This window comes from Streptomyces sp. OZ13 (assembly GCF_052068155.1).
Classification (GTDB): domain Bacteria; phylum Actinomycetota; class Actinomycetes; order Streptomycetales; family Streptomycetaceae; genus Streptomyces.
In genome coordinates this window covers 34,430-55,425 of sequence record NZ_JBQHCZ010000007.1, presented here as the reverse complement: position 1 = coordinate 55,425, position 20,996 = coordinate 34,430, and the positions used below count along the sequence as shown (strand labels likewise).

Genomic DNA, 20,996 nt, shown 5'->3' with positions numbered 1-20,996 from the left:
TCCCGAACAGTCAGGAAAAGCCATGGCTCTGGAGATGCGCGACCGCTGCGAACGATGCGAAAGCACGATGCTGCCGCCGGACTCGTCCGCCGCCCGCATCTGCTCGTACGAGTGCACGTTCTGCGTCTCTTGCAGCCGCACCATTCAGGACACCTGCCCCAACTGCGGCGGCGAACTCGTGGCACGCCCCCGCCGCAGCACCCCTGCCACATAGGCAAGGGCTCGGTCGGCCCCGCCTGCCCAAGCCGATCTCCGCAAGGGGCTCGTGGGGAGTCTCGTGCTGTCGCGTAATCGCCCGCCCCCGCCGAGACCACCACAATCCAGACCGATCGACGCTCTGCGGCGTAGGGTCGGCGCGTGGAGCGATCGAATCGACTCAGTGCCGACGACGCCCGGCTCCTTGCGCTCGAGTCGGCGGCGATCGCCGGTCACACGCTGAAGATGATCGTGCTTGAGCCGAGTGACGTTCCGCTCGACCTCGATCGACTTCGGGAAAGCGTCGACGCGAGGCTACGTGCCGGATCACGCGGCCGCGAGCGGGTGGCGCTCCCCGACGCCCACTGGGTCACCGACGACGCGTTCGACATCGCCGCCCATGTCCGCCGCCGCGACGGCACCGCCGGCATCGACGAGCGGAGCGCCTGGGCGGTGACGGGCGAGCTGATGGCCGAACGCCTCGACCACCGCCGCCCGCTGTGGGCGTTCGACGTCCTCGGTCCGTTCGCCGACGGCCGCGAGGCGGTCGTCGCCCGCATCCACCACGCGATGGCCGACGGGATCAGCTGCCTGCGCTTCCTCGACGAAGTCATGTGGGAGCCGTCGGGCGACGTGCCGTCACCCCCTCGTGGAGGTGCGTTCCTCCCCGCGGTGGCCGGATCGCGCGGCCACGAACTGCGCCGGCTTCCGGCGACGCTCTTGCGCGAGCTCGGACACCGGGCGGGAGACTCGGTGCTCGACCGCGGGATCGGCACGGCCCGCGAGCTCGCGTTCGCCACCGCGCCGCTCGGTGAGCTGAAGGCGATCGGTGCCTCGCGACCCGGCCGGGCCACGGTCAACGACGTCCTGCTCGCCTCCGTCTCCGGCGGCTTGCGCGCCTGGCTGGCGGCCGCCGGCGAGCGCGTCGGCAGGATGCGGGCCCAAGTGCCGGTCAGCCTCCACCATCGCGACGAGGGGCCGGCCGAACTCGGCAACCGCGACTCGTTCCTGAACGTCGACCTGCCGCTCGCCGAGGCCGATCCGCTGGCCCGCCTCGATGGGATCAGCGCCGGCACCGCCGCCCGCAAGGCCGCCGGCGACGCACAGGAGCTCTACGACCTCTTCCACGCGCTCGCCCGCTGTCCGCCGCTCGAGCGCGCGGTCGAACGCATCGCCGCCGGCCCGCACGAATTCAGCCTCGCCATCTCCAACGTGCCCGGCCCGCGTGCGGCGCTGGCGGTGACCGGCCGACCGGTCGAGAGGCTGTATTCGGTCGCCGAACCGGCGCAGCGCCATGCGCTTCGGGTCTCGGCGATCTCCTACGCGGGGACGGTCGGCGTGGGGATCTGCACCGATCCCGAAGCGCTGCCCGGGATCGCCGGGCTGGCCGACGCGATCAGCGGCTCGATCGCCGAGCTGCGGCAGGCCGCGATCGGATAGCACCCATGCGGGCGAGGTCCAGGCGCGGTGCGTGGCGCCTCCGGTCAGGGGCGGCGGCTCGCAAGGACGCAGAACTCGTTCCCTTCCGGGTCGGCAAGGGTGACCCAGCTTTCGTCGCCCGTTCGGCCCACGTCGGCGTGCCGGGCCCCCAGGGCGAGCAGTCGGCGGACCTCTTCGTCCTGCTCCCTGTCGGTCGGGTTGACGTCGATGTGCAGCCTGTTCTTGACGATCTTGCCCTCGGGTACCTGTGCGAAGGTCAACACCGGCGGCACCGGGCCAAGTTGATCCTTGCGTTCAGCCGCCACAGGAGGGCCGATGGTGACGATTCCGTCGTCTTCGTCCTGCACCTCGTAGTCGAGGACGGAGCACCAGAACCGGGCGAGACCTCCGGGATCGGCACAGTCGATCGCAAGCTCGGTCAACTTACTGGCCATGTGTCAGGACCTCCCGGTCGAGTAACGGGTCCGCCGAAGGCCACGCTAGTCGCTGCGGGGGTGTTGCCGTTGCCGATGGGTCCGTATGCGGCCGGCGGTCCCGCGCGGCCCCGGCCGAGCGAGCCCGGACGAACCCTTGGTGGCCGGTCCCTTCGGCGGCCTTCAGCCGAGCTGCACAGCGTGCCGCCGAGCACCGTAGGCGTGACCACAGAGGTAGCCGCGGGCGCGGAGGGGCGCGGATCCTTCAATATCGGCACGCCTCCCGATCGATGGCGGGCCGGCCGGCGGGCGCTGTGGGGGCCGGCCTCACCAGAGGCCCAGGAAGCTCCGGACATCGTCGAGACCTTCGAGGGCCCGCCCGTCCATGTCCGACGGATCCGCGTCGGCCCGTGCCGCCAAGGAGCGCGCCGGCGAAACGGCCTCATCGCCGAGGTGGCCGAACCGTCCAGCGGTATGCCCCAGACACAGGCCGGTGAGCAGCGGGCTGCCGGGCACGGCTCGCGTTCCGACCTGCACGCACCAGTGCTCGACGAACGGGCGATCGTCGTCGTTCAGGGCAGTCCCGACCAGAGCGTCCGCCGCCTCGGCCTCATGCGCCCGGTCCCCGAGCGCCCGCTCCAGCGTCTCGACCACCACGTCGTGCGGGAGGGCGGGAGGGCGGGAGGGTCGTGGAAGCTCAGGTGTGAGTGCATGCCGCGAGACTACGCATTCGACCGCGGCGCCCGGTCCCCGTGCGTGCGCGCATCCACGGAGGGGTCGCCGTCGGCGACGATCCGGCACGGCATTCGTGACGACCGGGTGCCCTGACCGAGCGGGTCCGCCTCGGGGCCGCCCGGCAGCGGTACGAGAGTGCCGTCGGCGTGCGGGGCCTGGGCGCGCCCGGACCGGGGCCGCCACGGTGCACGGCGGGGCGACTTGATAGGCAAGTGGCTGCTTGCCTATGCTGTGGGTGTGGCCGACGACATCTTCAAAGCTTTGGCCGACCCCACCCGCCGTACCATCCTCGACGAGCTCGCGGAGAAGTCCGGACAGACACTGTTCGAGATCTGCTCCCGACTGAGCATGAAGCACCAGCTAGGCATCTCGCGGCAGGCGGTCTCCCAGCACCTCGCCGTGCTGGAGGCCGCCGGGCTCGTCGGGACCAGGCGGGAGGGCCGCTACAAGTTCCACGACCTGAACACGGCCCCGCTGCGGCAGATCGCCGAGCGATGGCTCGTGTCGGACACGCCCGGACCGGAAGAGAGCACCTCATGAAGATCCACCTGACCAGCGTCTTCGTCGACGACCAGGCCAAGGCCGAACGCTTCTACACCGAGATCCTCGGCTTCGTGAAGAAGCACGACGTCCCCGTGGGCGGGGAGGACCGGTGGCTGACCGTCGTCTCGCCCGACGAGCCCGACGGCACCGAACTCCTCCTCGAGCCCGCCGGCCACCCGGCCGCCAAGACCTACCGCGACACGCTCGTCGAGGACGGCATCCCGCTCGCCCAGTTCGCCGTCGATGACGTGAACGCGGAGTACCAGCGCCTGCGCGGCCTCGGTGTCCGCTTCACCCAGGAGCCCCTGGAGATGGGCCCCGTCACCACCGCCGTCTTCGACGACACCTGCGGCAACCTGATCCAGATCGCGACCAAGCCGCAGTAGCCGTGGCCGTGTGCGCAGCTCGGCCGCTGCGGCGACCGGCGCTGCGCTGCCCGGTGGCGCATCCCCGCGCCGTCGCGCCACGCGTCGGCGTCGCGGTTCTGCTGCCGGCAGACCGGCTGGACAGCACGTCGCGGACTGTCAGAGTGGCTGTATGGGGATGAACACGGCAGTGCGCCGACTCGACCTGGGCTACTTCGTCCGACCGGCTTCAGAAACAGGCGGGCCGCAATCGCGAGTTGAGCCCGTGCTCGCCTATCTGGTGCAGCACGACCGGGGACTGATCCTCTTCGACACCGGCATCGGCATCGCCGACTCCGGGACCGAAGCGCACTACCGACCCCGGCGGCGTCCGCTGCAAGAGGCGCTGTCGGAAGCAGGAGTCACCCTCGGAGACATCTCTCTGGTCGTGAACTGCCACCTTCACTTCGACCACTGCGGCGGGAATCCTCTTCTCGGCGGCAAGCCGATCCTGGTGCAGGAAGTCGAGCTGGCCGCCGCCCGCCGGGGCGACTACACCGTTGACGAGCTTGTCGACTTCCCCGGCGCAACCTACGAGGAACTCTCTGGTGAGGCCGAGATCCGGCCGGGCGTCTGGATCGTCCCGACCCCCGGGCACACCCCAGGACATCAGTCGCTGGTCGTTCGGCAGGGTGACGGCACGGTGATCCTCGCCGGCCAGGCACACGACTTCGCATCCCGGTTCGCGTCCGACCACCTGGCCCGCCGGGCCGCGCTTCACGGCGTTGAGCAGCCGCTGCCCGACTACGAGCCTTGGTTGGACCGGCTCGCACAGTTCGACCCACGGCGTGTGCTCTTTGCCCACGACTGCTCGGTCTGGGAACCCTCGCACAGCGACTTCTGGAGCTGACCGGGCGATTCGACCCGCCGGTTCCCGTTCCACCAGGTCACCCGTACCGTTTTTGCGGCTGGACATCGAAGAGAGCCATGGAAGGCGGCGGTGGGGCAAGCACTGCGCGCAGACCGGTGAGCATCACTTGCCATCGCTTCCGGTCCTCAGCGTCGACCCGGTTCGAGGCCGGTCCATCCTCGTCGCCGGCAATGCGGGCGAGGGCTTCGTCGGCGATTGTCCGAACCGGGCAGGCGGGAGCCGGGCGTCATGCATCATCCGACAGCGGATGATCCGCGCTTGGGGACGGGCTGAATCCGGGGCCCGCCCGATGCCCGTACCCGGCCCTCCTCGGACGCCGGACGCCGGACACGGCGGCCGGCGTCCGAGGGCGGGTCACGGACGGTAGGTCAAGGTGGTCATCATGCCGGATTCCGAGTGGTAGATGTTGTGGCAGTGGAGCATCCACAGACCGGGATTGTCGGCGTCGAAGTCGAGGACCAGTTTGTTGTGGGGCAGGACGGTGGCCGTGTCCTTGCGGGCCCCTAGGGAGTCGATGCCGGCGAGGGCGTAGGTGTGGCCGTGGAGATGGACGGGATGCCACATGTCGGTCGCGTTGATGACGACGAGGCGTACGCGTTCGCCGCGTTCGATGTGGTGGACGCGGTCGGGCGAGTAGGGGCGGTGGTCGATGCCCCAGTCGTAGTCCTTCATGCCGCCGGTGAAGGTGAGTTTGACGATCCGGTCGGGTCTGCGCCGGTCGAGTTCGACGGATTCGTGGGGCCGGAGCCGGCGCGCCGAGGGTAGAACGTCGCGCCGCAGTTCGGCGGGGCGGACGGTGGGGCCGGGCAGTGCGCCTCCTGCCGTGCGCAGGACGGCCATGGCGGCGCCGTTCTTGCCTTCGGCGAGCGCTGTGAGCGGGAAGACGCCGTCCTTCGCGGTGATGAGTACGTCATACCGTTCGCCCATCCCGAGGAGCAGGGAGTCGGTCCGGTGGTGGCGCACGGGGAAGCCGTCGCTGTGGGTGATCGTCATCCGGTGACCGCCGAGTGCCACACGGAACGGTGTCTCGGCGCCGGCGTTGATGATGCGCAGCCGGATCCGGTCGCCCGCTCTGGCCCTGAACTGGGACGGGTCGTCGGGTGTGCGCCCGTTGATCAGGTAGTGCGGGTAGGCGACGTCGCCGGCGTGGCCGCCGAGCAACGGGCTCTCGGCGCCCGTCATCAGCCGGCGGGGTCCCTTCCGCTTCGGAGCGGGTGACGCGTCGTCCCGCTCCGGCGCGCGGGCCGCCGGCGGCCCGTAACCGGCCGCGATTCCCCCTGAGGGTCTCGACGGTGCGGCCCCGGATCCGTGGCCGCCCCCACGCCTGTGCGGGGAGCCGTGTCCCATGGCGGGCTTGCCCTTGCGGAGCTGGTCGAAGACATCCTCGGGGCTGGAGCCGTCGACCCCGTCGATCCAGTCGTCCAGCAGGACGATCCACTCCGCGTCGTAGGCGAGAGGCTCGTTGGGGTCGTCGACGATCAGCGGAGCGTACATCCCGCGGTCGATCTGCAGGCCCAGATGCGGGTGGAACCAGTACGTGCCCGGGTGCGGCGTCCGGAAGCGGTACGTGAACGAGCCGCCCGGCTTGATGGGCGGCTGCGTCACCTCGGGTACGCCGTCCATGTCGTTGCGCAGCGCGATCCCGTGCCAGTGCACCGTGGTGGGTTCGGACAGATGGTTGGCGAGCGTCAGCTCGAGTGTGTCGCCGGCGGTGACCCGGACTTCCTTGCCCGGCAGTTCGCCGTTGTACGTCGAGGTCCTGACGGTGCGTCCGCCGCCGATCCCGACCGTGGCCGGTGTAGCCGTGAAGGTGAGGCCGCGGAGCTTTCCTTCGGGGCTGGGTGTCCATGTGGGCCGGAGCTTCTTGCCGTCCGCAACGGCGGATCCTTCTGCGCCACGGGCAGCGGCCTCCCGTCCGGCGCCGCCTGCGTGGTCCGCGCCGCTCCCCGAGCAGGCAGTGGACAGCGCGGATCCCGCCGCTGCGATCCCGGCGCCGAGCACGGCGCGCCGGGTCGGAGAGGCGGGACGGGTGTGATCCTGGCGGTACATGGTCCTCCGTGGGTCGGATCCGCGGGTCCCGCCCCGGCCGAGAGGGACGGTGCCCCGGGCGGGGCCTGACGCGGCACGAACCAGCATGGAGCATCACGCCGAAAACATGCGGTAAGTCCGCATATGTCATCCCTGTGGTGCCGCCGGAATTCCCTTCGTGACGGCGCGTCGCACCCACGGACGGCAGATCGGCGCACGCGCGTGGCGTCACCGACGAGGGCCGCTGGGGCGCGCCTGCGAGCCGTGCGCTGCTGTGCGCGGGTGGCAGCAGTTGAAGTCCGGCGGGAGGAGTCAGCTCAGAGACGCGAGCGTGAAGTGCCGGACCTGAAGCGGTGCCACCAGGTATTCGTCCTCGCCCGGCAGAACCACGGGCTGGTCACGCCAGTTCTCACCCGCGTAAGCGGCCAGGTCCTCCTCGCTGCGCCAGCGGCTGACGTACAGCAGTGAGCCGGGCGGCGCGAGAAGCACCTCGTGGTCCACCAGTCCCGGGTAGCGGCCGGGGAACTCCCGAACCGCGGAGACGATCATGTCGCGGAATGCTTCGAAGCGTTCAGGACGTACGTGTGCCTCACTCACCCTGATGATCACGGCCAGAAGAGTGGCACACAAGCAGACCGGACGGCAACGATTTGACCGGGTGCCTCGACGATTGGTTGTGAGGTCCGGCTGGGGCCCGTTTCCGCCGGAGAGTGATCGGCCTCGCGATGGTGCCCTCACCTGTGGCGGACGACAGGCCGGCTCCGCCGGAGCGGGGGCGGTCGGGCTCACGTGTCGCGCAACGGGCCCTCGCCACCCTCCGCCCCGGACTTCGCGGCGGCCGGGGGCCGGATAATTCGATCGCTTGGCACGCGAGTTGAACGGGTGCACCAGGACGTGTATTGAAAGTGGACACGCGACCGTCATGCGGCGGGATCCACGTTCCACGCCGCGGACAGATCACTGCCGCAGAGACGCAGACGAGAACCGGGCCCCGGCCCCAGCACGTCGTCTTCGATCAGACGGTCGGGTCGGGCATGATCTCCCGGACCTCTTGCGCGCAGCGGCACGCAGCAGCGATCTTGGCAGCCCACTCCAGCGCCTCCTCACGTGAGGGCACATCGATGATCGAGAACCCGCCGAGCACTGCCTTGGTCTCCGGGTACGGGCCGTCGGTGACGGTCCCGTCAGTGAACACGACGCTCGCCTGCTGCCTTTCCAATCCACCACCGAAGACCCATACACCGGCGCCCTGAGCCTCCCGCACCACCTCGCGCGAGGCCTCGGCCACGTGGGGCAACTCCTCCTCTGGGAAGGTCATCGCGCCGTCATCGAACGAGATCAGATACCGCGTCATACATGGCTCCCGTGGTCGTTGGCCCTTTTCGGCCGTCCCTCACCATACGAGGAACGCCACCCTTGAGAACCGACACTTCCCCTGGCTGCTGGAGTCGAGACAATTCGCGCGGTGTGCGAGCGAATTCTGCAGGAGCTGATCGAGGAGGAGGCCACCGCCCGGATCGGCGCCGAGTGGAACGAGCACACCGAGTCGCGCACCACGTGGCGCAACGGGCGCCGCCGTGAGAAGACGCTGACCGCGCAGGCCGGCGACGCGGAGCCGGCGATCCGGAAGATTCGGGTGGGGAGCTTCTTCCCCTCGCTGCTGGTGTGCCGCCGCCGGATCGACCGGCCTTGTTCTACGGCCGCGTAGCAGAGCCGGACGAACACCCTGAGATCCGCGTTTCAATCTCACTCAGTACGCAATCCGGTGACGTACGGTCAGGACACTCGATTTCGGTGCCGGCGCGATGTGCAAGAGGTGTCGTGGTGTCAGGCAGAGTCGATCATCCGGTCGGCCGTCGTCATTGCTTTCCCCTCAAGGAGTGTTCGTGAAGCTCTCCCCCCGTCCTCTTCGAGCCGTATTGGCGGGAGCGTCAAGTGCCGCGCTGGTCATGACGGCGTTCTCGGGACCGGCTCACGCCGAGTCCGAGCGCGGTCCGGAAGTGCGTCAGGCGGGTGCGAGCGCTCTCGCCCCGTGCGGCTTCTTCCGGTACGGCGTCCGCGAGTCCCGGTTCGCCGCGTACAACCACTGCGGCGGGACGACGGTGCGGGTACACGTCGACGTCAGAGGGGGCGGTAGCACGAATGACTACCATCTCTGCGTCAGCCCCGGTCCCACGCAGCTGCCGGGCGCAGGTCCGAACTATCTCAACGCGTACTACATCGGCGGTGCCGGCTGCCGGAGCGGAGATCGCACCGGGCACACTCCTCACTGAGTCTTTTATCCGACTTCGGCAGCAAACGGTCCGGGATCCTGTTCGACCCTGTGGACCCGTTGCTCGAGCGGGTCGCACAGATGATCTGCCTGACTTCGCGGAACGGAAACGACTGCGCAGAGCCGCCGGACCGAGCCAGGCCCAGGTCGCTGCCGCCCTGAACGACCGGCGTGAAGCTGTAGGGAACCGAAAAGTCGGCCGGACTGAGGCGCGGCCGCTGAAGCGCGCCGCTCATGCCCGGCTCCTCGAGGGCCACGCCGCGCGCTTTCCCGCGCCGGCTGCCGAGCCTGTCGGGGGAGTCCCTGCGGCGGCGGAAACCTTCACCGGCCGAGACACACCGGCGGATAGGCCGTTCCCGTCCTGCTCGCGCCGCATTCCCTTCAGCCGGCGGACGCTTTCACCGGTCCGGCAAGGCAGCCGACCCCGTACTCGTTCTCACCGATGCCGCCGCCGAACACCACGGCCGTGCCGGTCCGGGTGTCCGACGACGAGCGCCGCGTCGGCCGCCGAGCAACTCGCCAAGGAGCCGGCCATGGCCCGCCGCAGCGGGCCGTGACCGGCCGGCGGGCCGGTCCGCCGACTGACCCTCCCCGGATCCGGTCGATCATCTCAGCGCTAAGATTCTCAGTGCCGTGACAAACTGCGGCTGTCCGGCGGAGCCGTCGCCGGTTTCGACGTGCTGACCGCGCTGCGGCGGACGGGTGCCGTGCTGGCTCACGGCGGGCCGGCTCGCCGACTCGGGACTGGTGTCGTCCGCCGGAGTGACCCTGCGGACGACCGCTTGGAGAAGGACGGCCTCATTGTGCGCGAGCGGACGCGGACGACCGCAGAGTCGATACAGCACTGCTGCCGCGGAGCGCGAGGTCGGCGCCGCCCGACGTGCCGTGCTCGCCGACATCCCCGGCCCCGGGGTCGTGGCACGCGAGGACTTCGCCATGCTCTGCGAATCGCTGCCGGCCCTGTACCGGGTCTCGCCCTGACCGGCGGCCTGCTGTGCGAGAAAACGGCGTTCGACGACGAGCTGCCGGTCTGTGCGCGGCGCTTCCTGGCAACCGGGCGGTAAGGCGCCGATCCGCAGCCGACACACAACAGTAGGAACGCAACGGTGCCCGCGGGCCTGTTGAGCCCGTGAGGAAAGGACACACATGCTGGAGGCTTTGGGCCTAAGCAGGGCCGAGTCGCAGGTGTACCAGATACTGGTCGGGTCCGGGCGCTGCCCGGTGGACGCGCTGGAGCAGCAGACCGGGCTGGTCGGGGGCCGGCTCGATCAGGCGGTCGCGGCCCTGGTCGCGAAGGGGCTGGTGACGCTCACCGGCGACCTGCCCGCGCAGCTGGTCCCCGCCCCGCCGGACATCGCCGGGGAGAGACTGCTGCTGACGCGCATGAACGAACTGCATTCCGCCAAAAGCCTCCTGCAACGGCTCACCAAGCAGTACCGCGAGGCACTGCGGCCGGCGGCACTGGATGAGATCGCCGAGATCGTGCCGGCCGAGACGCTGTCGCACCGCTACGAGCAGCTCCAACTCCGGGCCCGCCAGGAAGTGCTGCGCTTCGACGCCCCGCCCTACCTGCTGATCGACGAGTTCAACGCCGCCGAGTTGGAACAGCTGGCAGCGGGCGTGCGCTTCCGGACGGTGTACGACCGGGCAGCGATCGACGGGCACGCGGCGCAGTTGGAGATCCGCCGGTACATGGACGCCGGTGAACAGGCTCGCGTGCTGGCCAGACTCCCGGTCAAGCTGATCATCGTCGACCGGTCCACGGCCATGCTGGCGGTGCGGACGGAGGACGGGCAGGCGCCGGGCGCCGTCGTGCAGATCCACCAAGGGCCCCTGCTCGACGCCCTCCTCGCACTGTTCGAGCTGGTGTGGGTCACCGCGCTCCCCCTGGACCCTTCCCCCCGCGAGACGCACCGGGGCGAACTCTCCGGTTCGGACACGTATTTGTTGCTCCTGCTCCTGTCCGGTCTCACCGACGACGCGATCGCCCGCCTCATGGGGATCGGCAAGCGGACGGTCAACCGCCGGGTGCGCGGCCTGATGGATCTCGCGGGCGCTTCGAGCCGGATGCAGTTGGGCTGGCAGGCCCACGAACGCGGCTGGATCACCGCACAGGACCTGGAGGGACTGCAGCCGCCGGGGGGCGATTAGGGCGACTCGGGCCGCATCGACGGCCGGTCGGTGCCCGGATCGCGGACCCGTGTGGCGGGCATGCGCCATGTGGCGCCTGTCCGCCACCGCGCCTCTGGAATACACCCCGACCGGAGAGCTAGGTTCCGGGCTGCGCGCGGAGTCGGCCGGACGTTCGGTCGGTCCCCCTCGGCATCAATTGCCCCGCGACGCCGACCAGTTGAGCGTGAAAGGACAACCGATGCAGAGAGCCCGCCCCAGACGGAGGCGCTCCGCCCTCGTCAGCGGGATCGCGGTGACAGTCGCCCTGTCACTGACGAGCCAGCTCCCCACCGCGACAGCAGCCCCATCCCCGGCGGTCCAGGACCTGGACGGCCGGCCGGCGCCGCAGAAGCGGGCTGAGACGACGACGGCCGTGACCCTGATAACCGGCGACAAGGTCTCGCTGACCACGGGGCCCGACGGCAGGCAGGCGGTCTCCGTCCTCTCCGGGGCGGGGACGTCCAAGACGTTCGAGACCGTCAGCGGACAGAACGGCGACCTGTACGTCTACCCCGACGACACCTCGGCCGCGGTCGCCTCGGGCACGGTGGACCGTGAGCTGTTCAACGTCAGCCGGATGATCCGGGACGGATACGGCGACGCCAAGGCCGACGAGATCCCCGCCATCGTCGACTTCCAGGGCGCGCCGTCGGCCACCGTCCTGAAGCAGAGGGCCGAGGATCTGCCGGGCAGCCGGAGCAAGCGCGTCATGCCCAGGCTGGGGCTGTCCTCCGTCCACGTCGACAAGGACGGGGCGAAAGGCTTCTGGCACGCCGTCAAGCCGACGGAGGGCCCGGCCCGCGGCAGTGGCGGCACCGTGGTGCCGGGCAGCGCCGGGGTGGCCAAGCTCTGGTACGACGGCATCGCGAAGGTCGCTCTGGACAAGAGTGTGCCGCAGATCGGTGCCCCTGCGGCATGGGCCGCGGGCTACGACGGCAAGGGGGTCAAGGTCGCCGTACTGGACTCCGGCGCGGACCTGAACAACGCCGACATCGCGTCCGAGATCACGGCAAGCCAGAGCTTCATCAACGGCCAGTCGGTCCAGGACGGCCACGGCCACGGCACCCATGTCGCCGCCACCATCGCGGGCAGCGGCGCCAACTCCGGGGGTACGCACAAGGGCGTCGCCCCCGGAGCGGAGCTGCTGGTCGGCAAGGTGCTCAGCAACAGTGGGCAGGGCCCGGCCTCCAGCATCATCGCCGGCATGGAGTGGGCGGTCGCCCAGGGCGCCGACATCGTCAGCATGAGCCTCGGCGGCGCCGACGCTCCCGGCGAGGACCCACTGACCATGGCGGTCGACTCACTCAGCGCCTCGTCGGGCACCCTGTTCGTCATCGCTGCGGGCAACGACGGTCCCGGCGACAGCACCCTGGGCACCCCCGGCTCCGCCGACACGGCCCTCACCGTCGGCGCCGTCGACAAGTCCGACGTGATCGCCCCGTTCTCCAGCCGCGGCCCGCGCCTCGGCGACATGGCGATCAAGCCGGAGATCACCGCACCGGGTGTGGGCATCGTCGCCGCCCGCGCGGCCGGCACCGCCATGGGCACGCCGGTGGACGCCCACTACACGGCGGCCAACGGCACCTCGATGGCAACGCCACATGTGGCCGGCGCCGCGGCGATCCTCAAGCAGCGCCACCCGGACTGGACCGGGCAGCGCATCAAGGATGCCCTGACGGCACACGCCAAGTCCTCCGCCGGACTGACCTCGTACCAGCAGGGCTACGGCCGGGTGGACATACCCGCCGCGCTCGACCCGTCGCTGGAGCTGTCCGGCACGGCCGACTTCCGCCTGATCCCGTGGCAGAAGGGCACCTACGAGAAGCGGACCCGCACTCTGACGCTGCGCAACAACGCCACGACCGACACCGTCGTGACCCTGGCCGCGTCGGCCGAGGACGCGAGCGGCGCCGAGGTTCCCGCAGGGTCCCTTGCCCTGTCAGGGACAGGGCTGTTCGAGGGCCGGCTCACCGTCCCGGCGGGCGGTACCGCCGAGGTCGTCCTCACCCTCGACCCCAACGGCCTGAAGAGCGGGGGGTACAGCGGCTCCGTCACCGCGACCGCCGCGAGCGGTGAGTCGGTGCACGCCGCGCTCGGCTTCGTCACCGCCGTCGAGCAGCACGACGTCACGCTGAACATCACCGACCGCTTCGGCAAGACGCCCCACGCGTTCAAATTCACCCTGCACGGATTGGACAACACCGTCTGGGAGAGCCGGACCCTCTACGACACCGGCACGGTCACCGTGTCGGTGCCGCTCGGCCACTACTCCGTCGAGGGCTCGGTCTACTCGGCGGCTCCCACCGGCGGCGCGGTCTCCCACGCGGCAGACCTGTTCGCCGTGCCGAACATCGAAGTCGCCGACCGGGACCAGAGCTTCACCGTCGACGGCACCACCGCCACCGACGCCACCGTGAAGATCGCGGGTGAGAAGCGGCCGCTGGAGACCGGCCAGGTGGCACTGCAGATCGTCCGCGACGACGGCACGATCAACAGCCACTCCAACTTCGTCGGCGTCAGCGGGTCCGGCAACAGGTCCGACACCAGGTTCGGCGCCATTCCGAGTGCGGGCGCCACCACCGGCGCACTGCGGGTGGAGACCTTCCTGACCCGGCGCGAGCCGCTGGTGCGGCTGGAGGTCACCAGCCCCGAACACCTCAGCATCCCGCTGAAGACCTCGGTTCTCGCGAAGCGCTTCGAGGGCACCGAGCGCACCGAACTGGTCGACCTCGGCGCGGGCGCCGAGCAGGACTTCACCGGTGCCGACGTCAAGGGCAAGACCGTCCTGGTCTCCGTCGCCGACGTCACGAAGGCCGGCGACCAGGCCGTCAGGGCCGCGGCCGCCGGGGCCGTCGCGGTGATCGTGGCGCCCGCGGACCCGGGGCCGAGCGGCAGCGGCGTTCCCGCGGGCCAGGCCGTCCCGGTCGCCCACGCCTCGTACGACAACGCCGCCGTTCTCAAGACCGTGCTGGCCAAGGGCGAGGTCCGGATCGCCCTGCAGGGAGTCCTGGAGTCGCGCTACAGCTACGCTCCGCACTTCACCGACGACCACGTCCCCGCCGACCTCGCCAAGACCGTCGCCGTGGACGCTTTCGCCAAGGTCAGGAACACGTACCGCTCCGACGGGGCGCGGCGCCTCGGCGCCGAGTACCTGCCGGCGTGGGGTCCGAAGCAGTGGACCGCGATCAGTGACGGTCAGCCCCTCTACCAGGGCGTCTCCCGCGACGACTACTTCCTGGCGGGCACCGGGGTCTCCTACATGCCGAGGGTGGCCGCCAGCTTCCACACCTTCACCTGGTCGATGTCCGATGTGCGCACGACGTTCGAAACGCCGGGCAAGTCCTACACACGCAGCTGGTTCGGCGGACCGATGCGGCCGTCACCGTACGAGTTCGGGCCGTGTGTGTTCTGCCGCACCGACGTCTGGCAGAAGCTGCCCGGCAGCAACGGTGGCGACAACGAGCCCACCCACACGTTGTCGGGCGTGACCGGCACCTGGAGCCTCTACCGCAACGGGCAGCCGATCACCGGCTTCGGCGAGCTGGTGCCGGAGAAGGCGGACTACCGGTACGTGCTCGACCAGAAGCTGCCCACCGACGTCCCAGGCGTCGAGCTGGGCAAGCAGGTCCGCACCGAGTGGAACTTCAGCCAGGCGGCGCCGACCACCATGGCCGTCAAGAACTGCGACACGGCGTTCATTCCCACTCCCAAGGTCTGCGAGCCCATGCCCGTGGTGCTGCTCGACTACGACCTGCCGCTGAACGAACTCAACCAGGCGCGGGCCGGCCTGCCGTTCACCTTCACCGTGGACGGCACCAGGGCCAAGGGGTGGACCGGCTCCACCGCGATGGCCGGCGCCAAGGTCTCCGTCTCGTACGACGACGGTGCCACGTGGAAGCAGACCAAGGTGCTGCGCAAGGACAGCAACTCCTTCCAGGCGCAGCTGTGGCACCCGAAGCTCGCGGCCACCAACGGATTCGTGACCCTGCGGGCCGAGGCGTGGGACGCGGACGGCAACCGCACGGTCCAGACCATCACCCAGGCCTACGCCCTCGAGTAAGCACCTGAAAGATCCCTTGTGCGAGCGCCCCGTACCGGTTCGAGAGGCCGGTACGGGGCGGTCTCGCCCCTACTCGTCGCCGAGTCGCTCGGCGAGGCACAGAGAGCTTTCGGTGTCGGCGCGGCATCCAGGGCCCGCTGGTTCCGCGTGGCCGCCCGGCTCGCAGAAGCCCGCGCCGCACGAGGCCCGACCGCTTTCGACTGGCTGGTCGAGATCATCGAGGACGAGCTTCCCGGTGGCCTGCGGCTCCGGTAGCCGGACGAAGGCCGAAGGCTGGCCGCCATCCACCGGGCGGACGCGCCTCCGACGTGCCGGCATGCCACTACGGCCGTTTCGCCGGTACGGGCCGAAGCGTGGGCCAGCGCGCGAGCATGCCTCGGCGCATGGCGGTGCTGAGGCTGCTCACGCCGCTGAGAGACGTGTGGCCGGCCGTCATCCGGCCGACGACCCCGAGCCGGTGGACGAGCCGTTGCCGGGCGGTCACGGTGCCCCACGTCCAGTCCTGCTGCGGAATGCGGGCCAGGTGATCGATGCTTTCACGGTGTGCCCGCTCGACCAGCGCGTCGCCGCGGAGCAGCCAGCCGGCGCACGCGTCGGCGAGCCCGTCCTCGGTTTCGGAGCCGGTCGCGGCACGCCACTCCTCTCGGTAGGCGCTCTCCGCCCGTTCCAGCAGCGGCTCCGACGCCGTAGTGACGCACCAGCAGGTCGGAAATCCGATGCGCAGGTAGGCGAGTTCCATCAGGCCGCTGCCCAGCGACGCTTGTTCGAAGTCGATGAATCTGACCCCCGCGGCGGTGTGGAGGTCATTGCCGGGGCAGGGATCCCCGTGGAGCAGCGCATGCCCAGAAGCCCGGGCGAGCCGGTTCACGAGTTCGTCGAGCTCATCGGAAACGCCAGGCGTGACAGGGACCTCCAGCGCTTCGGCCAGGCGCAGGAAGGATTCGATGTCGGCCTGGTTCGGGCCCTGCCACCGAGGAAGTACCCCGTCGTCCTCCGCACGGGCGGTGGCATGCAGCCGCGCCAAGGCGGCTGCGTAGCCGACGATCCAGTCGCCGGCCGGGCGCCGGTGGTCCAGATGCTCCAGCACCAGGACCCGCGCGCCGGGATCGGTGGCCAGCAACGCGGGCACCACGGGAGGTTCGGCTCGGGTGGCGAGCCGCAGGGCGGCCACCTCGCGGGCGTAGCGCTCGTCGGCGTCAGGACCGTCGACGATCTGCTTCACGACCGCCCTCGCCGCGGGCAACTCGACGCGCCACACGCGCGAACGAGGGCTGCTGTCCAGTCTGCGGGAGCGCCCGGGAGCTCCCAGCTCGGCCCGTAACTCGTCCCCGAACGGCAGTCGCGACTCCATGGACTCATCCTTCCACGCCGCCGAACGGGCATGCGGCCACTGCCCACAGGCCGTTCCACCACCCCATGGTGGCGCACCTGTCAGCTGTGAAACCGAGGTGCCTCGACAGGCGTCGGTCGGGTACCGTGCGGGTCATGTCGAGCCCTGAGTCGGCCGAGGTGGGGGCTTTCGGTCACGCCGTCAGCCCCCTGAGCCACTGAGCCTGTAGTTCCGCCGTCCCGCCGCGTTCCGCGGCCGGACGAGTGCGCCCTCGGGTGCCGACCGCGGTGACGAGACGACCTTGTCGTGCTTCTCCTCACCTCGGAGCCTCTCGATGCCTTTCCCGTTGTACCTGCTCGCCATGGCCGCCTTCGCCATGGGCACCTCGGAGTTCATGCTCGCCGGCCTCCTGCCGGACATCGCCTCGGACCTCGGCGTCACCGTCGGGACAGCAGGCATGCTCACCACCGCCTTCGCGATCGGAATGACCGTCGGCGCACCGCTCATGGCCGGACTCGCCCGCAACCGGCCCGCGCGGTCCGGCCTGCTCGGGTTCGTCCTCGTGTTCTCCGCGGCCCACGCCGTGGGCGCCGCCACCTCGAGCTTCCCGGTCCTGTTCGCGACCCGGTTGGTCGCGGCGCTCGCGAACGCCGGCTTCCTCGCCGTGGCCCTGACGACTGCGGCCACGCTGGTCTCTCCCGACAAGAAGGGACGCGCACTCGCGGTGCTGCTGTCGGGCACCACGGTGGCCACCATCGCCGGCGTCCCGGGCGGAGCGGTACTCGGCACACTGCTCGGCTGGCGGGCCGCTTTCTGGGCCGTCGCCGCTCTGTGCCTCCCGCCGGCCATCGGCGTCCTCATGAGGATCCCGGCGCGCCGTCTGCGTGAGGGCGCGGCCCACGGGCCGGCCCTGCGATCGGAGCTCGCACAGCTCAACCGCCCCCGGCTGCTCCTGGTCATGCTGCTCGGCGCGCTGGTCAACGCGGCGACCTTCGCGAGCTTCACCTTCCTCGCCCCCGTCGTCACCGACACCGCCGGGCTGGGCAAGCTGTGGATCTCCGTCGCCCTGATGCTCTTCGGCGCCGGCGCGTTCGCCGGGGTCACCGTCGCCGGACGGCTGTCCGACCGGCATCCCGGCCGGGTCGTCGCGATCGGCGGTCCGTTGCTCCTCATCGGCTGGCCGGCCCTGGCCGTGCTGGCCGACAGGCCGGTCGCTCTGCTCACCCTCGTGTTCGTCCAGGGCGCGCTGTCGTTCGCGCTGGGCAGCACGCTGATCACGCGGGTCCTGTACGAGGCCGCGGGAGCCCCCACCATGGCCGGCTCCTACGCGACCGCCGCACTCAACGTCGGTGCTGCCACCGGTCCCGTCGTCGCCGCGACCACCCTCGGCACCCCGGCCGGGGACCTCGGGCCGCTGTGGGCGAGCGGACTCCTCGTCCTGGTCGCGCTACTGGTCGCGATCCCCCTGCGTGGTGCGATCGCAGCCGGCCGCGGCAGCGAGGTGCTCCGCTGACACCCGCTGTGAGTGTCGGCGCGTGGCAGCTTCCGGACTTCCGCATCACGCCCGGATCAGACCTGCGCCCCGTCGTGCCCCGGCGTCGTGACCCCCCGGGTCCACGCCGCCAGGGCCTCGGGCGTACTGGGCCCCTCGTCGGAGGGGCCCAGCAGCCCATGGGCGCGGAGCACCTCCGCGACCGCCGTGCCCCACGGTCTGCGCAGCCGTGCCGAGTCCAACAGGGCCTGATCGGAGAGGAGTTCACCGACCGGACCGGTACGCAGGCCGTCCGGCGAGAGCACGGCCGCGTCGTCGGCCCAGCGCAGCGCCAGGTCGACGTCGTGCGTCGCCATCACGACCGTCGTCCCGGAGGTGCGCAGCCGGCCGAGGACATCGAGCAGCCGCTCCTGGCCGTGCGGGTCGAGTCCGGCGGTCGGTTCGTCCAGGATGAGCACCCTCGGCCGCATCGCCACGGCGCCCGCGATCGCGGCCCGTTTGCGCTGGCCGTACGAGAGGAGATGCGTGGGCCGGTCCCGCAGCGCCACGATGTCCATCGCGGCCAGTGCCTCGTCCACCCGGGCCCGTACCTCGTCCTCGGCGAGGCCGAGGTTCATCGGGCCGAATGACACGTCCTGCTCGACCGACGCCGCGAAGAGCTGGTCGTCCGGGTCCTGCACCACCAGCTGCACCGTCGTACGGAGCCGGGTCAGACCGGCCCGGTCGTAGGTCACCGGCTCGCCGTGCAGGCGCAGTCGGCCCGTCGCGGGCCGCAACCCGCCGCTCAGCAGCCGCAGCAGGGTCGTCTTGCCGCTGCCGTTGCGACCCAGCAGCGCCGTGGAACGGCCCTCCGGGAGACCGAGATCGACGCCGCTGAGCACGGCGGGCCCGTCCTCGTACGCGTAACCCGCGTCGACGAGCTCCACGACGGCCGGTCCCGCGGGGGAGTGGTTCACGGCAGACACCTTTCGAGCACGAGAGTGAGGGCGACGATCCCGGACAGCAGCGCGGCGACCATGGCGAGGAACGGTCGCGAGACCGCCGCCCGCGGTACCAGCACCCGCAGCGTGCCGTCGTATCCGCGGCCCGCGAGCCCGGCCTGCAGCCTGCCTGCCCGGTCGAAGGCGCGCACGAAGGCGGTCGCGCCGAGGCCGGCCAGCGACCGCCAGGCGGCCGCCCTGCTGGCATGGCCGAGACGGGCGGCCTGCGCCTGGCGGATGTGGGAGACGGCGTCCAGCAGCAGGAAGCTGATCCGGTACATCACGAGCGCCACGTCCACCACGGCCGGCGGCACGCCGGCGCGCACCAGCCGCGGGAGCACGTCCGACACGGGTGTCGTGAACGCGAACAGCAGCACACCCAGCGACGCGGCGGAGGTGCGCAGCAGCAGCCGCGCCGCGTCCCCGGGCCCGCCGGGCGCGAAGGCCACCATGCCGTCCGGACCGCCCACCGCGAACAACAGCGGTACGGCTCCGGTGACACAGAACCCGAGCGGGACGCGGAACGCCCGCCACAGCTGGCGCGGTGCCACACCGGCCGGTCCGAGCAGGATCACAACCGTCGCGGCGGCGACGAGGACGGCACCCGGCCAGGGCGGCAGACAGACGGCCGTGACGGTCAGACCGAGACCGAGGACGGCTTTTTCACAGGGGTGGCGGCGGCGCCAGCGACTGCTGTGCGCCGCCGCGTCGATCGGCAGCATCCGCTAGGGCGCCGTCGTCGTGGTGTCCGGGCCCTCGCTCCGCGACCCGGGGACGGAGGGGGCGGTTGCCGCGCCGTCCGGCGTCCTGCTGGCGGCCCGCTCGGCCGCCGCCCGCTCCTCGCCCTGCCGACGGCCCTTGCGCAGCCCGAAGTAGTACGCCAGGACGCCCGCGCCGAGCGCCGCCTGGAGGGAGAACAGCGCCGACTCGATCTCGCCGGACGGCGGTTCGTACAGCGGGGTGAACCACGGCTCGTAGTCCGGCTCGAGTTCCGTGATCGCCGCCTCCGCCTCGCCGTCGGCCCCGGTGAACGGCTCCTCCTTGTGGTCTCCGAGCCCCAGGACGAGCGGCAGCACGGCCAGCGCCGCGACGGCCAGCAGCAGCAGGGTGTTGATCCTCGCGTTACGGCTCATCGGGCCGACGCCTCCTTCTTCGCACCCGTGACCAGCACACCGAGCCTGGTCAGTTCACCCTTGCTGGACCGGCTGAGCAGCCGCATCACCAGCACGGTGAGCAGTCCCTCGCTCACCGCCAGCGGAAGCTGCGTGACGGCGAAGATGCCGCCGAACTTCGCCAGAGCGCCGGGGATGCCACTGCCCGGGTCGGGGAAGGCCAGCGCCAACTGCACACTGGTGACGCAGTACGTGGACAGGTCGGCGACGAACGCGCCCAAGAACACGCTCACCATCAGCGGCACGTCGAAGCGGCGCAGCAGCCGGTACACCCCGTACCCCGCCCACGGCCCGACGACCGCCATGGAGAAGACGTTGGCGCCCAGCGTGGTGAGCCCGCCGTGGGCCAGCAACAGGGCCTGGAACAGCAGGGTGATGGTGCCGAGCACCGCCATGATCGGCGGTCGGAACAGAATGGCCCCGAGGCCCGTGCCGGTCGGGTGCGAGCAGCTACCCGTCACCGACGGGATCTTCAGCGCCGAAAGGACGAACGTGAACGCCCCGGACGCGCCGAGCAGCAACGTCGACTCCGGATGGGACTTGACCTCGCGGTTCAGGGCGCGTACGCCGTGGACGACGAACGGGGCGGACGCGGCGCCCCAGGCGACCGCGTGCAGCGGGGGCAGATACCCCTCGGCTATATGCATGATGTGGGAGACCCTCTCCAGCACCTCGTGGATGGACAACGCACCCTGGCCGGTCTCCTGGCTGACGGGTCATGCCGCCCGGACTCCGCCTTCCCGGGCACCGCGCGTACACGCGGTGTCCCAGTGGCTCCCCGTGAGGGGGTGGAGCCGGACTTCCCGATCACAGTGGCGAGGGCCGCACCGGTACCGCACCGGTTTCCCGAACACCAAGGCCCCGTGACAGTAATGCGCCGACCAGCGAC

General features: G+C 70.8%; 21 protein-coding genes, 2 pseudogenes and 1 riboswitch. Of the genes and pseudogenes, 13 read left to right on the top strand and 10 right to left on the bottom strand.

The window, feature by feature from the left end; all coding sequences use genetic code 11:
* Positions 1 to 22 precede the first annotated feature (22 nt).
* Together ACTMTU_RS18190 and ACTMTU_RS18185 are read left to right on the top strand one after the other, a co-directional pair.
* Complete coding sequence (locus ACTMTU_RS18190) at positions 23 to 214, top strand: DUF1272 domain-containing protein (protein ID WP_441264521.1); 192 nt, start codon at positions 23 to 25, stop codon at positions 212 to 214.
* A 143-nt stretch (positions 215 to 357) separates the two neighbouring features.
* On the top strand, positions 358 to 1,635 hold the full coding sequence (locus ACTMTU_RS18185; RefSeq protein WP_441264520.1) for a wax ester/triacylglycerol synthase domain-containing protein: 1,278 nt from the start codon (positions 358 to 360) through the stop codon (positions 1,633 to 1,635).
* Positions 1,636 to 1,679: 44 nt separating this feature from the next.
* Here the strand turns inward: ACTMTU_RS18185 and ACTMTU_RS18180 are convergent, their stop codons facing one another.
* Positions 1,680 to 2,069 carry a VOC family protein gene (locus ACTMTU_RS18180; protein ID WP_441264519.1) on the bottom strand — a complete coding sequence of 130 codons (390 nt, stop codon included), beginning with the start codon at positions 2,067 to 2,069 and terminating at the stop codon, positions 1,680 to 1,682.
* Between the two features lie 306 nt (positions 2,070 to 2,375).
* Complete coding sequence (locus ACTMTU_RS18175; RefSeq protein ID WP_441264518.1) at positions 2,376 to 2,705, bottom strand: hypothetical protein; 330 nt, start codon at positions 2,703 to 2,705, stop codon at positions 2,376 to 2,378.
* Positions 2,706 to 3,020: 315 nt separating this feature from the next.
* On the opposite strand from ACTMTU_RS18175, the gene ACTMTU_RS18170 reads away from it, so the two are divergent.
* The 3 genes from ACTMTU_RS18170 (at position 3,021) to ACTMTU_RS18160 (ending at position 4,580) form a co-directional block, all read left to right on the top strand.
* Positions 3,021 to 3,323: an ArsR/SmtB family transcription factor gene (locus tag ACTMTU_RS18170; RefSeq protein WP_441264517.1), complete on the top strand. Its 303-nt coding sequence runs from the start codon at positions 3,021 to 3,023 to the stop codon at positions 3,321 to 3,323.
* On the top strand, positions 3,320 to 3,712 hold the full coding sequence (locus ACTMTU_RS18165) for a VOC family protein (RefSeq protein ID WP_441264516.1): 393 nt from the start codon (positions 3,320 to 3,322) through the stop codon (positions 3,710 to 3,712). The genes ACTMTU_RS18170 and ACTMTU_RS18165 overlap by 4 nt, the downstream gene beginning before the upstream one ends.
* Positions 3,713 to 3,863: 151 nt before the next feature.
* Positions 3,864 to 4,580: an N-acyl homoserine lactonase family protein gene (locus tag ACTMTU_RS18160; protein ID WP_441264515.1), complete on the top strand. Its 717-nt coding sequence runs from the start codon at positions 3,864 to 3,866 to the stop codon at positions 4,578 to 4,580.
* Positions 4,581 to 4,955: 375 nt separating this feature from the next.
* On the opposite strand, the gene ACTMTU_RS18155 is transcribed toward ACTMTU_RS18160, so the two are convergent.
* The 3 genes from ACTMTU_RS18155 to ACTMTU_RS18145 form a co-directional block, all read right to left on the bottom strand.
* Positions 4,956 to 6,650, bottom strand: a complete 1,695-nt coding sequence (locus ACTMTU_RS18155; protein WP_441264514.1) for a multicopper oxidase family protein — start codon at positions 6,648 to 6,650, stop codon at positions 4,956 to 4,958.
* Positions 6,651 to 6,941: 291 nt separating this feature from the next.
* Positions 6,942 to 7,238 carry an antibiotic biosynthesis monooxygenase family protein gene (locus tag ACTMTU_RS18150; protein WP_441264513.1) on the bottom strand — a complete coding sequence of 99 codons (297 nt, stop codon included), beginning with the start codon at positions 7,236 to 7,238 and terminating at the stop codon, positions 6,942 to 6,944.
* 406 nt (positions 7,239 to 7,644) lie between these two features.
* A complete protein-coding gene (locus tag ACTMTU_RS18145; RefSeq protein ID WP_441264512.1) occupies positions 7,645 to 7,983 on the bottom strand; it encodes a YciI family protein in 339 nt (112 codons plus the stop codon).
* Positions 7,984 to 8,064: 81 nt separating this feature from the next.
* On the opposite strand from ACTMTU_RS18145, the pseudogene ACTMTU_RS18140 reads away from it, so the two are divergent.
* The 7 genes and pseudogenes from ACTMTU_RS18140 to ACTMTU_RS18110 form a co-directional block, all read left to right on the top strand.
* Positions 8,065 to 8,316 (top strand): annotated as a pseudogene (locus tag ACTMTU_RS18140) (transposase); the annotation flags it as partial.
* Between the two features lie 118 nt (positions 8,317 to 8,434).
* The gene (locus ACTMTU_RS18135) at positions 8,435 to 8,902 is read left to right on the top strand and encodes a DUF6355 family natural product biosynthesis protein (RefSeq protein WP_441264511.1); all 468 of its coding nucleotides are present in this window, start codon (positions 8,435 to 8,437) and stop codon (positions 8,900 to 8,902) included.
* A 652-nt stretch (positions 8,903 to 9,554) separates the two neighbouring features.
* Positions 9,555 to 9,716, top strand: a pseudogene (locus tag ACTMTU_RS18130) (MarR family transcriptional regulator); the annotation flags it as partial.
* Positions 9,703 to 9,882 carry a hypothetical protein gene (locus ACTMTU_RS18125; protein ID WP_441264510.1) on the top strand — a complete coding sequence of 60 codons (180 nt, stop codon included), beginning with the start codon at positions 9,703 to 9,705 and terminating at the stop codon, positions 9,880 to 9,882. The pseudogene ACTMTU_RS18130 and the gene ACTMTU_RS18125, both read left to right, overlap by 14 nt.
* A 165-nt stretch (positions 9,883 to 10,047) precedes the next feature.
* Positions 10,048 to 11,052 (top strand): helix-turn-helix domain-containing protein, encoded by a 1,005-nt coding sequence (locus ACTMTU_RS18120; protein WP_441264509.1) that lies wholly within the window; start codon positions 10,048 to 10,050, stop codon positions 11,050 to 11,052.
* Between the two features lie 220 nt (positions 11,053 to 11,272).
* Complete coding sequence (locus ACTMTU_RS18115) at positions 11,273 to 15,133, top strand: S8 family serine peptidase (RefSeq protein WP_441264508.1); 3,861 nt, start codon at positions 11,273 to 11,275, stop codon at positions 15,131 to 15,133.
* Positions 15,134 to 15,151: 18 nt separating this feature from the next.
* Positions 15,152 to 15,388 carry a hypothetical protein gene (locus tag ACTMTU_RS18110; protein WP_441264507.1) on the top strand — a complete coding sequence of 79 codons (237 nt, stop codon included), beginning with the start codon at positions 15,152 to 15,154 and terminating at the stop codon, positions 15,386 to 15,388.
* Between the two features lie 67 nt (positions 15,389 to 15,455).
* Here the strand turns inward: ACTMTU_RS18110 and ACTMTU_RS18105 are convergent, their stop codons facing one another.
* Complete coding sequence (locus ACTMTU_RS18105; protein ID WP_441264506.1) at positions 15,456 to 16,484, bottom strand: aminoglycoside phosphotransferase family protein; 1,029 nt, start codon at positions 16,482 to 16,484, stop codon at positions 15,456 to 15,458.
* Between the two features lie 313 nt (positions 16,485 to 16,797).
* Between ACTMTU_RS18105 and ACTMTU_RS18100 the strand changes: the two genes are divergently transcribed.
* Positions 16,798 to 17,976, top strand: a complete 1,179-nt coding sequence (locus tag ACTMTU_RS18100) for a Cmx/CmrA family chloramphenicol efflux MFS transporter (RefSeq protein ID WP_441264505.1) — start codon at positions 16,798 to 16,800, stop codon at positions 17,974 to 17,976.
* Positions 17,977 to 18,032: 56 nt separating this feature from the next.
* Here ACTMTU_RS18100 and ACTMTU_RS18095 read toward each other — a convergent pair whose 3' ends face one another.
* The 4 genes from ACTMTU_RS18095 to ACTMTU_RS18080 are packed head-to-tail and all read right to left on the bottom strand — an operon-like array spanning position 18,033 to position 20,754.
* Positions 18,033 to 18,911 (bottom strand): energy-coupling factor ABC transporter ATP-binding protein, encoded by an 879-nt coding sequence (locus tag ACTMTU_RS18095; RefSeq protein WP_441264504.1) that lies wholly within the window; start codon positions 18,909 to 18,911, stop codon positions 18,033 to 18,035.
* Positions 18,908 to 19,657, bottom strand: coding sequence for a cobalt ECF transporter T component CbiQ (gene cbiQ / locus ACTMTU_RS18090; RefSeq protein ID WP_441264503.1), 750 nt, complete (start codon positions 19,655 to 19,657; stop codon positions 18,908 to 18,910). Before cbiQ ends, ACTMTU_RS18095 begins: the two co-directional genes overlap by 4 nt.
* 3 nt (positions 19,658 to 19,660) lie before the next feature.
* Entirely contained in the window at positions 19,661 to 20,068 is a 408-nt protein-coding gene (locus tag ACTMTU_RS18085; protein WP_441264502.1) for an energy-coupling factor ABC transporter substrate-binding protein, read from the bottom strand.
* Positions 20,065 to 20,754 (bottom strand): energy-coupling factor ABC transporter permease, encoded by a 690-nt coding sequence (locus ACTMTU_RS18080; RefSeq protein ID WP_441264711.1) that lies wholly within the window; start codon positions 20,752 to 20,754, stop codon positions 20,065 to 20,067. The genes ACTMTU_RS18085 and ACTMTU_RS18080 overlap by 4 nt, the downstream gene beginning before the upstream one ends.
* 30 nt (positions 20,755 to 20,784) lie before the next feature.
* A riboswitch (cobalamin riboswitch) is annotated at positions 20,785 to 20,980 on the bottom strand.
* Positions 20,981 to 20,996 lie beyond the last annotated feature (16 nt).

Excerpts from the sequence above, each read along its gene's own strand:
- cbiQ (WP_441264503.1), bottom strand. The coding sequence starts at position 19,657 with ATGCTGCCGATCGACGCGGCGGCGCACAGCAGTCGCTGGCGCCGCCGC.
- ACTMTU_RS18100 (WP_441264505.1), top strand. The coding sequence starts at position 16,798 with ATGCCTTTCCCGTTGTACCTGCTCGCCATGGCCGCCTTCGCCATGGGC.
- ACTMTU_RS18135 (WP_441264511.1), top strand. The coding sequence starts at position 8,435 with ATGTGCAAGAGGTGTCGTGGTGTCAGGCAGAGTCGATCATCCGGTCGG.
- ACTMTU_RS18160 (WP_441264515.1), top strand. The coding sequence starts at position 3,864 with ATGGGGATGAACACGGCAGTGCGCCGACTCGACCTGGGCTACTTCGTC.
- ACTMTU_RS18165 (WP_441264516.1), top strand. The coding sequence starts at position 3,320 with ATGAAGATCCACCTGACCAGCGTCTTCGTCGACGACCAGGCCAAGGCC.
- ACTMTU_RS18085 (WP_441264502.1), bottom strand. The coding sequence starts at position 20,068 with ATGAGCCGTAACGCGAGGATCAACACCCTGCTGCTGCTGGCCGTCGCG.
- ACTMTU_RS18190 (WP_441264521.1), top strand. The coding sequence starts at position 23 with ATGGCTCTGGAGATGCGCGACCGCTGCGAACGATGCGAAAGCACGATG.
- ACTMTU_RS18080 (WP_441264711.1), bottom strand. The coding sequence starts at position 20,754 with ATGCATATAGCCGAGGGGTATCTGCCCCCGCTGCACGCGGTCGCCTGG.
- ACTMTU_RS18155 (WP_441264514.1), bottom strand. The coding sequence starts at position 6,650 with ATGTACCGCCAGGATCACACCCGTCCCGCCTCTCCGACCCGGCGCGCC.
- ACTMTU_RS18105 (WP_441264506.1), bottom strand. The coding sequence starts at position 16,484 with ATGGAGTCGCGACTGCCGTTCGGGGACGAGTTACGGGCCGAGCTGGGA.
- ACTMTU_RS18120 (WP_441264509.1), top strand. The coding sequence starts at position 10,048 with ATGCTGGAGGCTTTGGGCCTAAGCAGGGCCGAGTCGCAGGTGTACCAG.
- ACTMTU_RS18115 (WP_441264508.1), top strand. The coding sequence starts at position 11,273 with ATGCAGAGAGCCCGCCCCAGACGGAGGCGCTCCGCCCTCGTCAGCGGG.
- ACTMTU_RS18145 (WP_441264512.1), bottom strand. The coding sequence starts at position 7,983 with ATGACGCGGTATCTGATCTCGTTCGATGACGGCGCGATGACCTTCCCA.
- ACTMTU_RS18180 (WP_441264519.1), bottom strand. The coding sequence starts at position 2,069 with ATGGCCAGTAAGTTGACCGAGCTTGCGATCGACTGTGCCGATCCCGGA.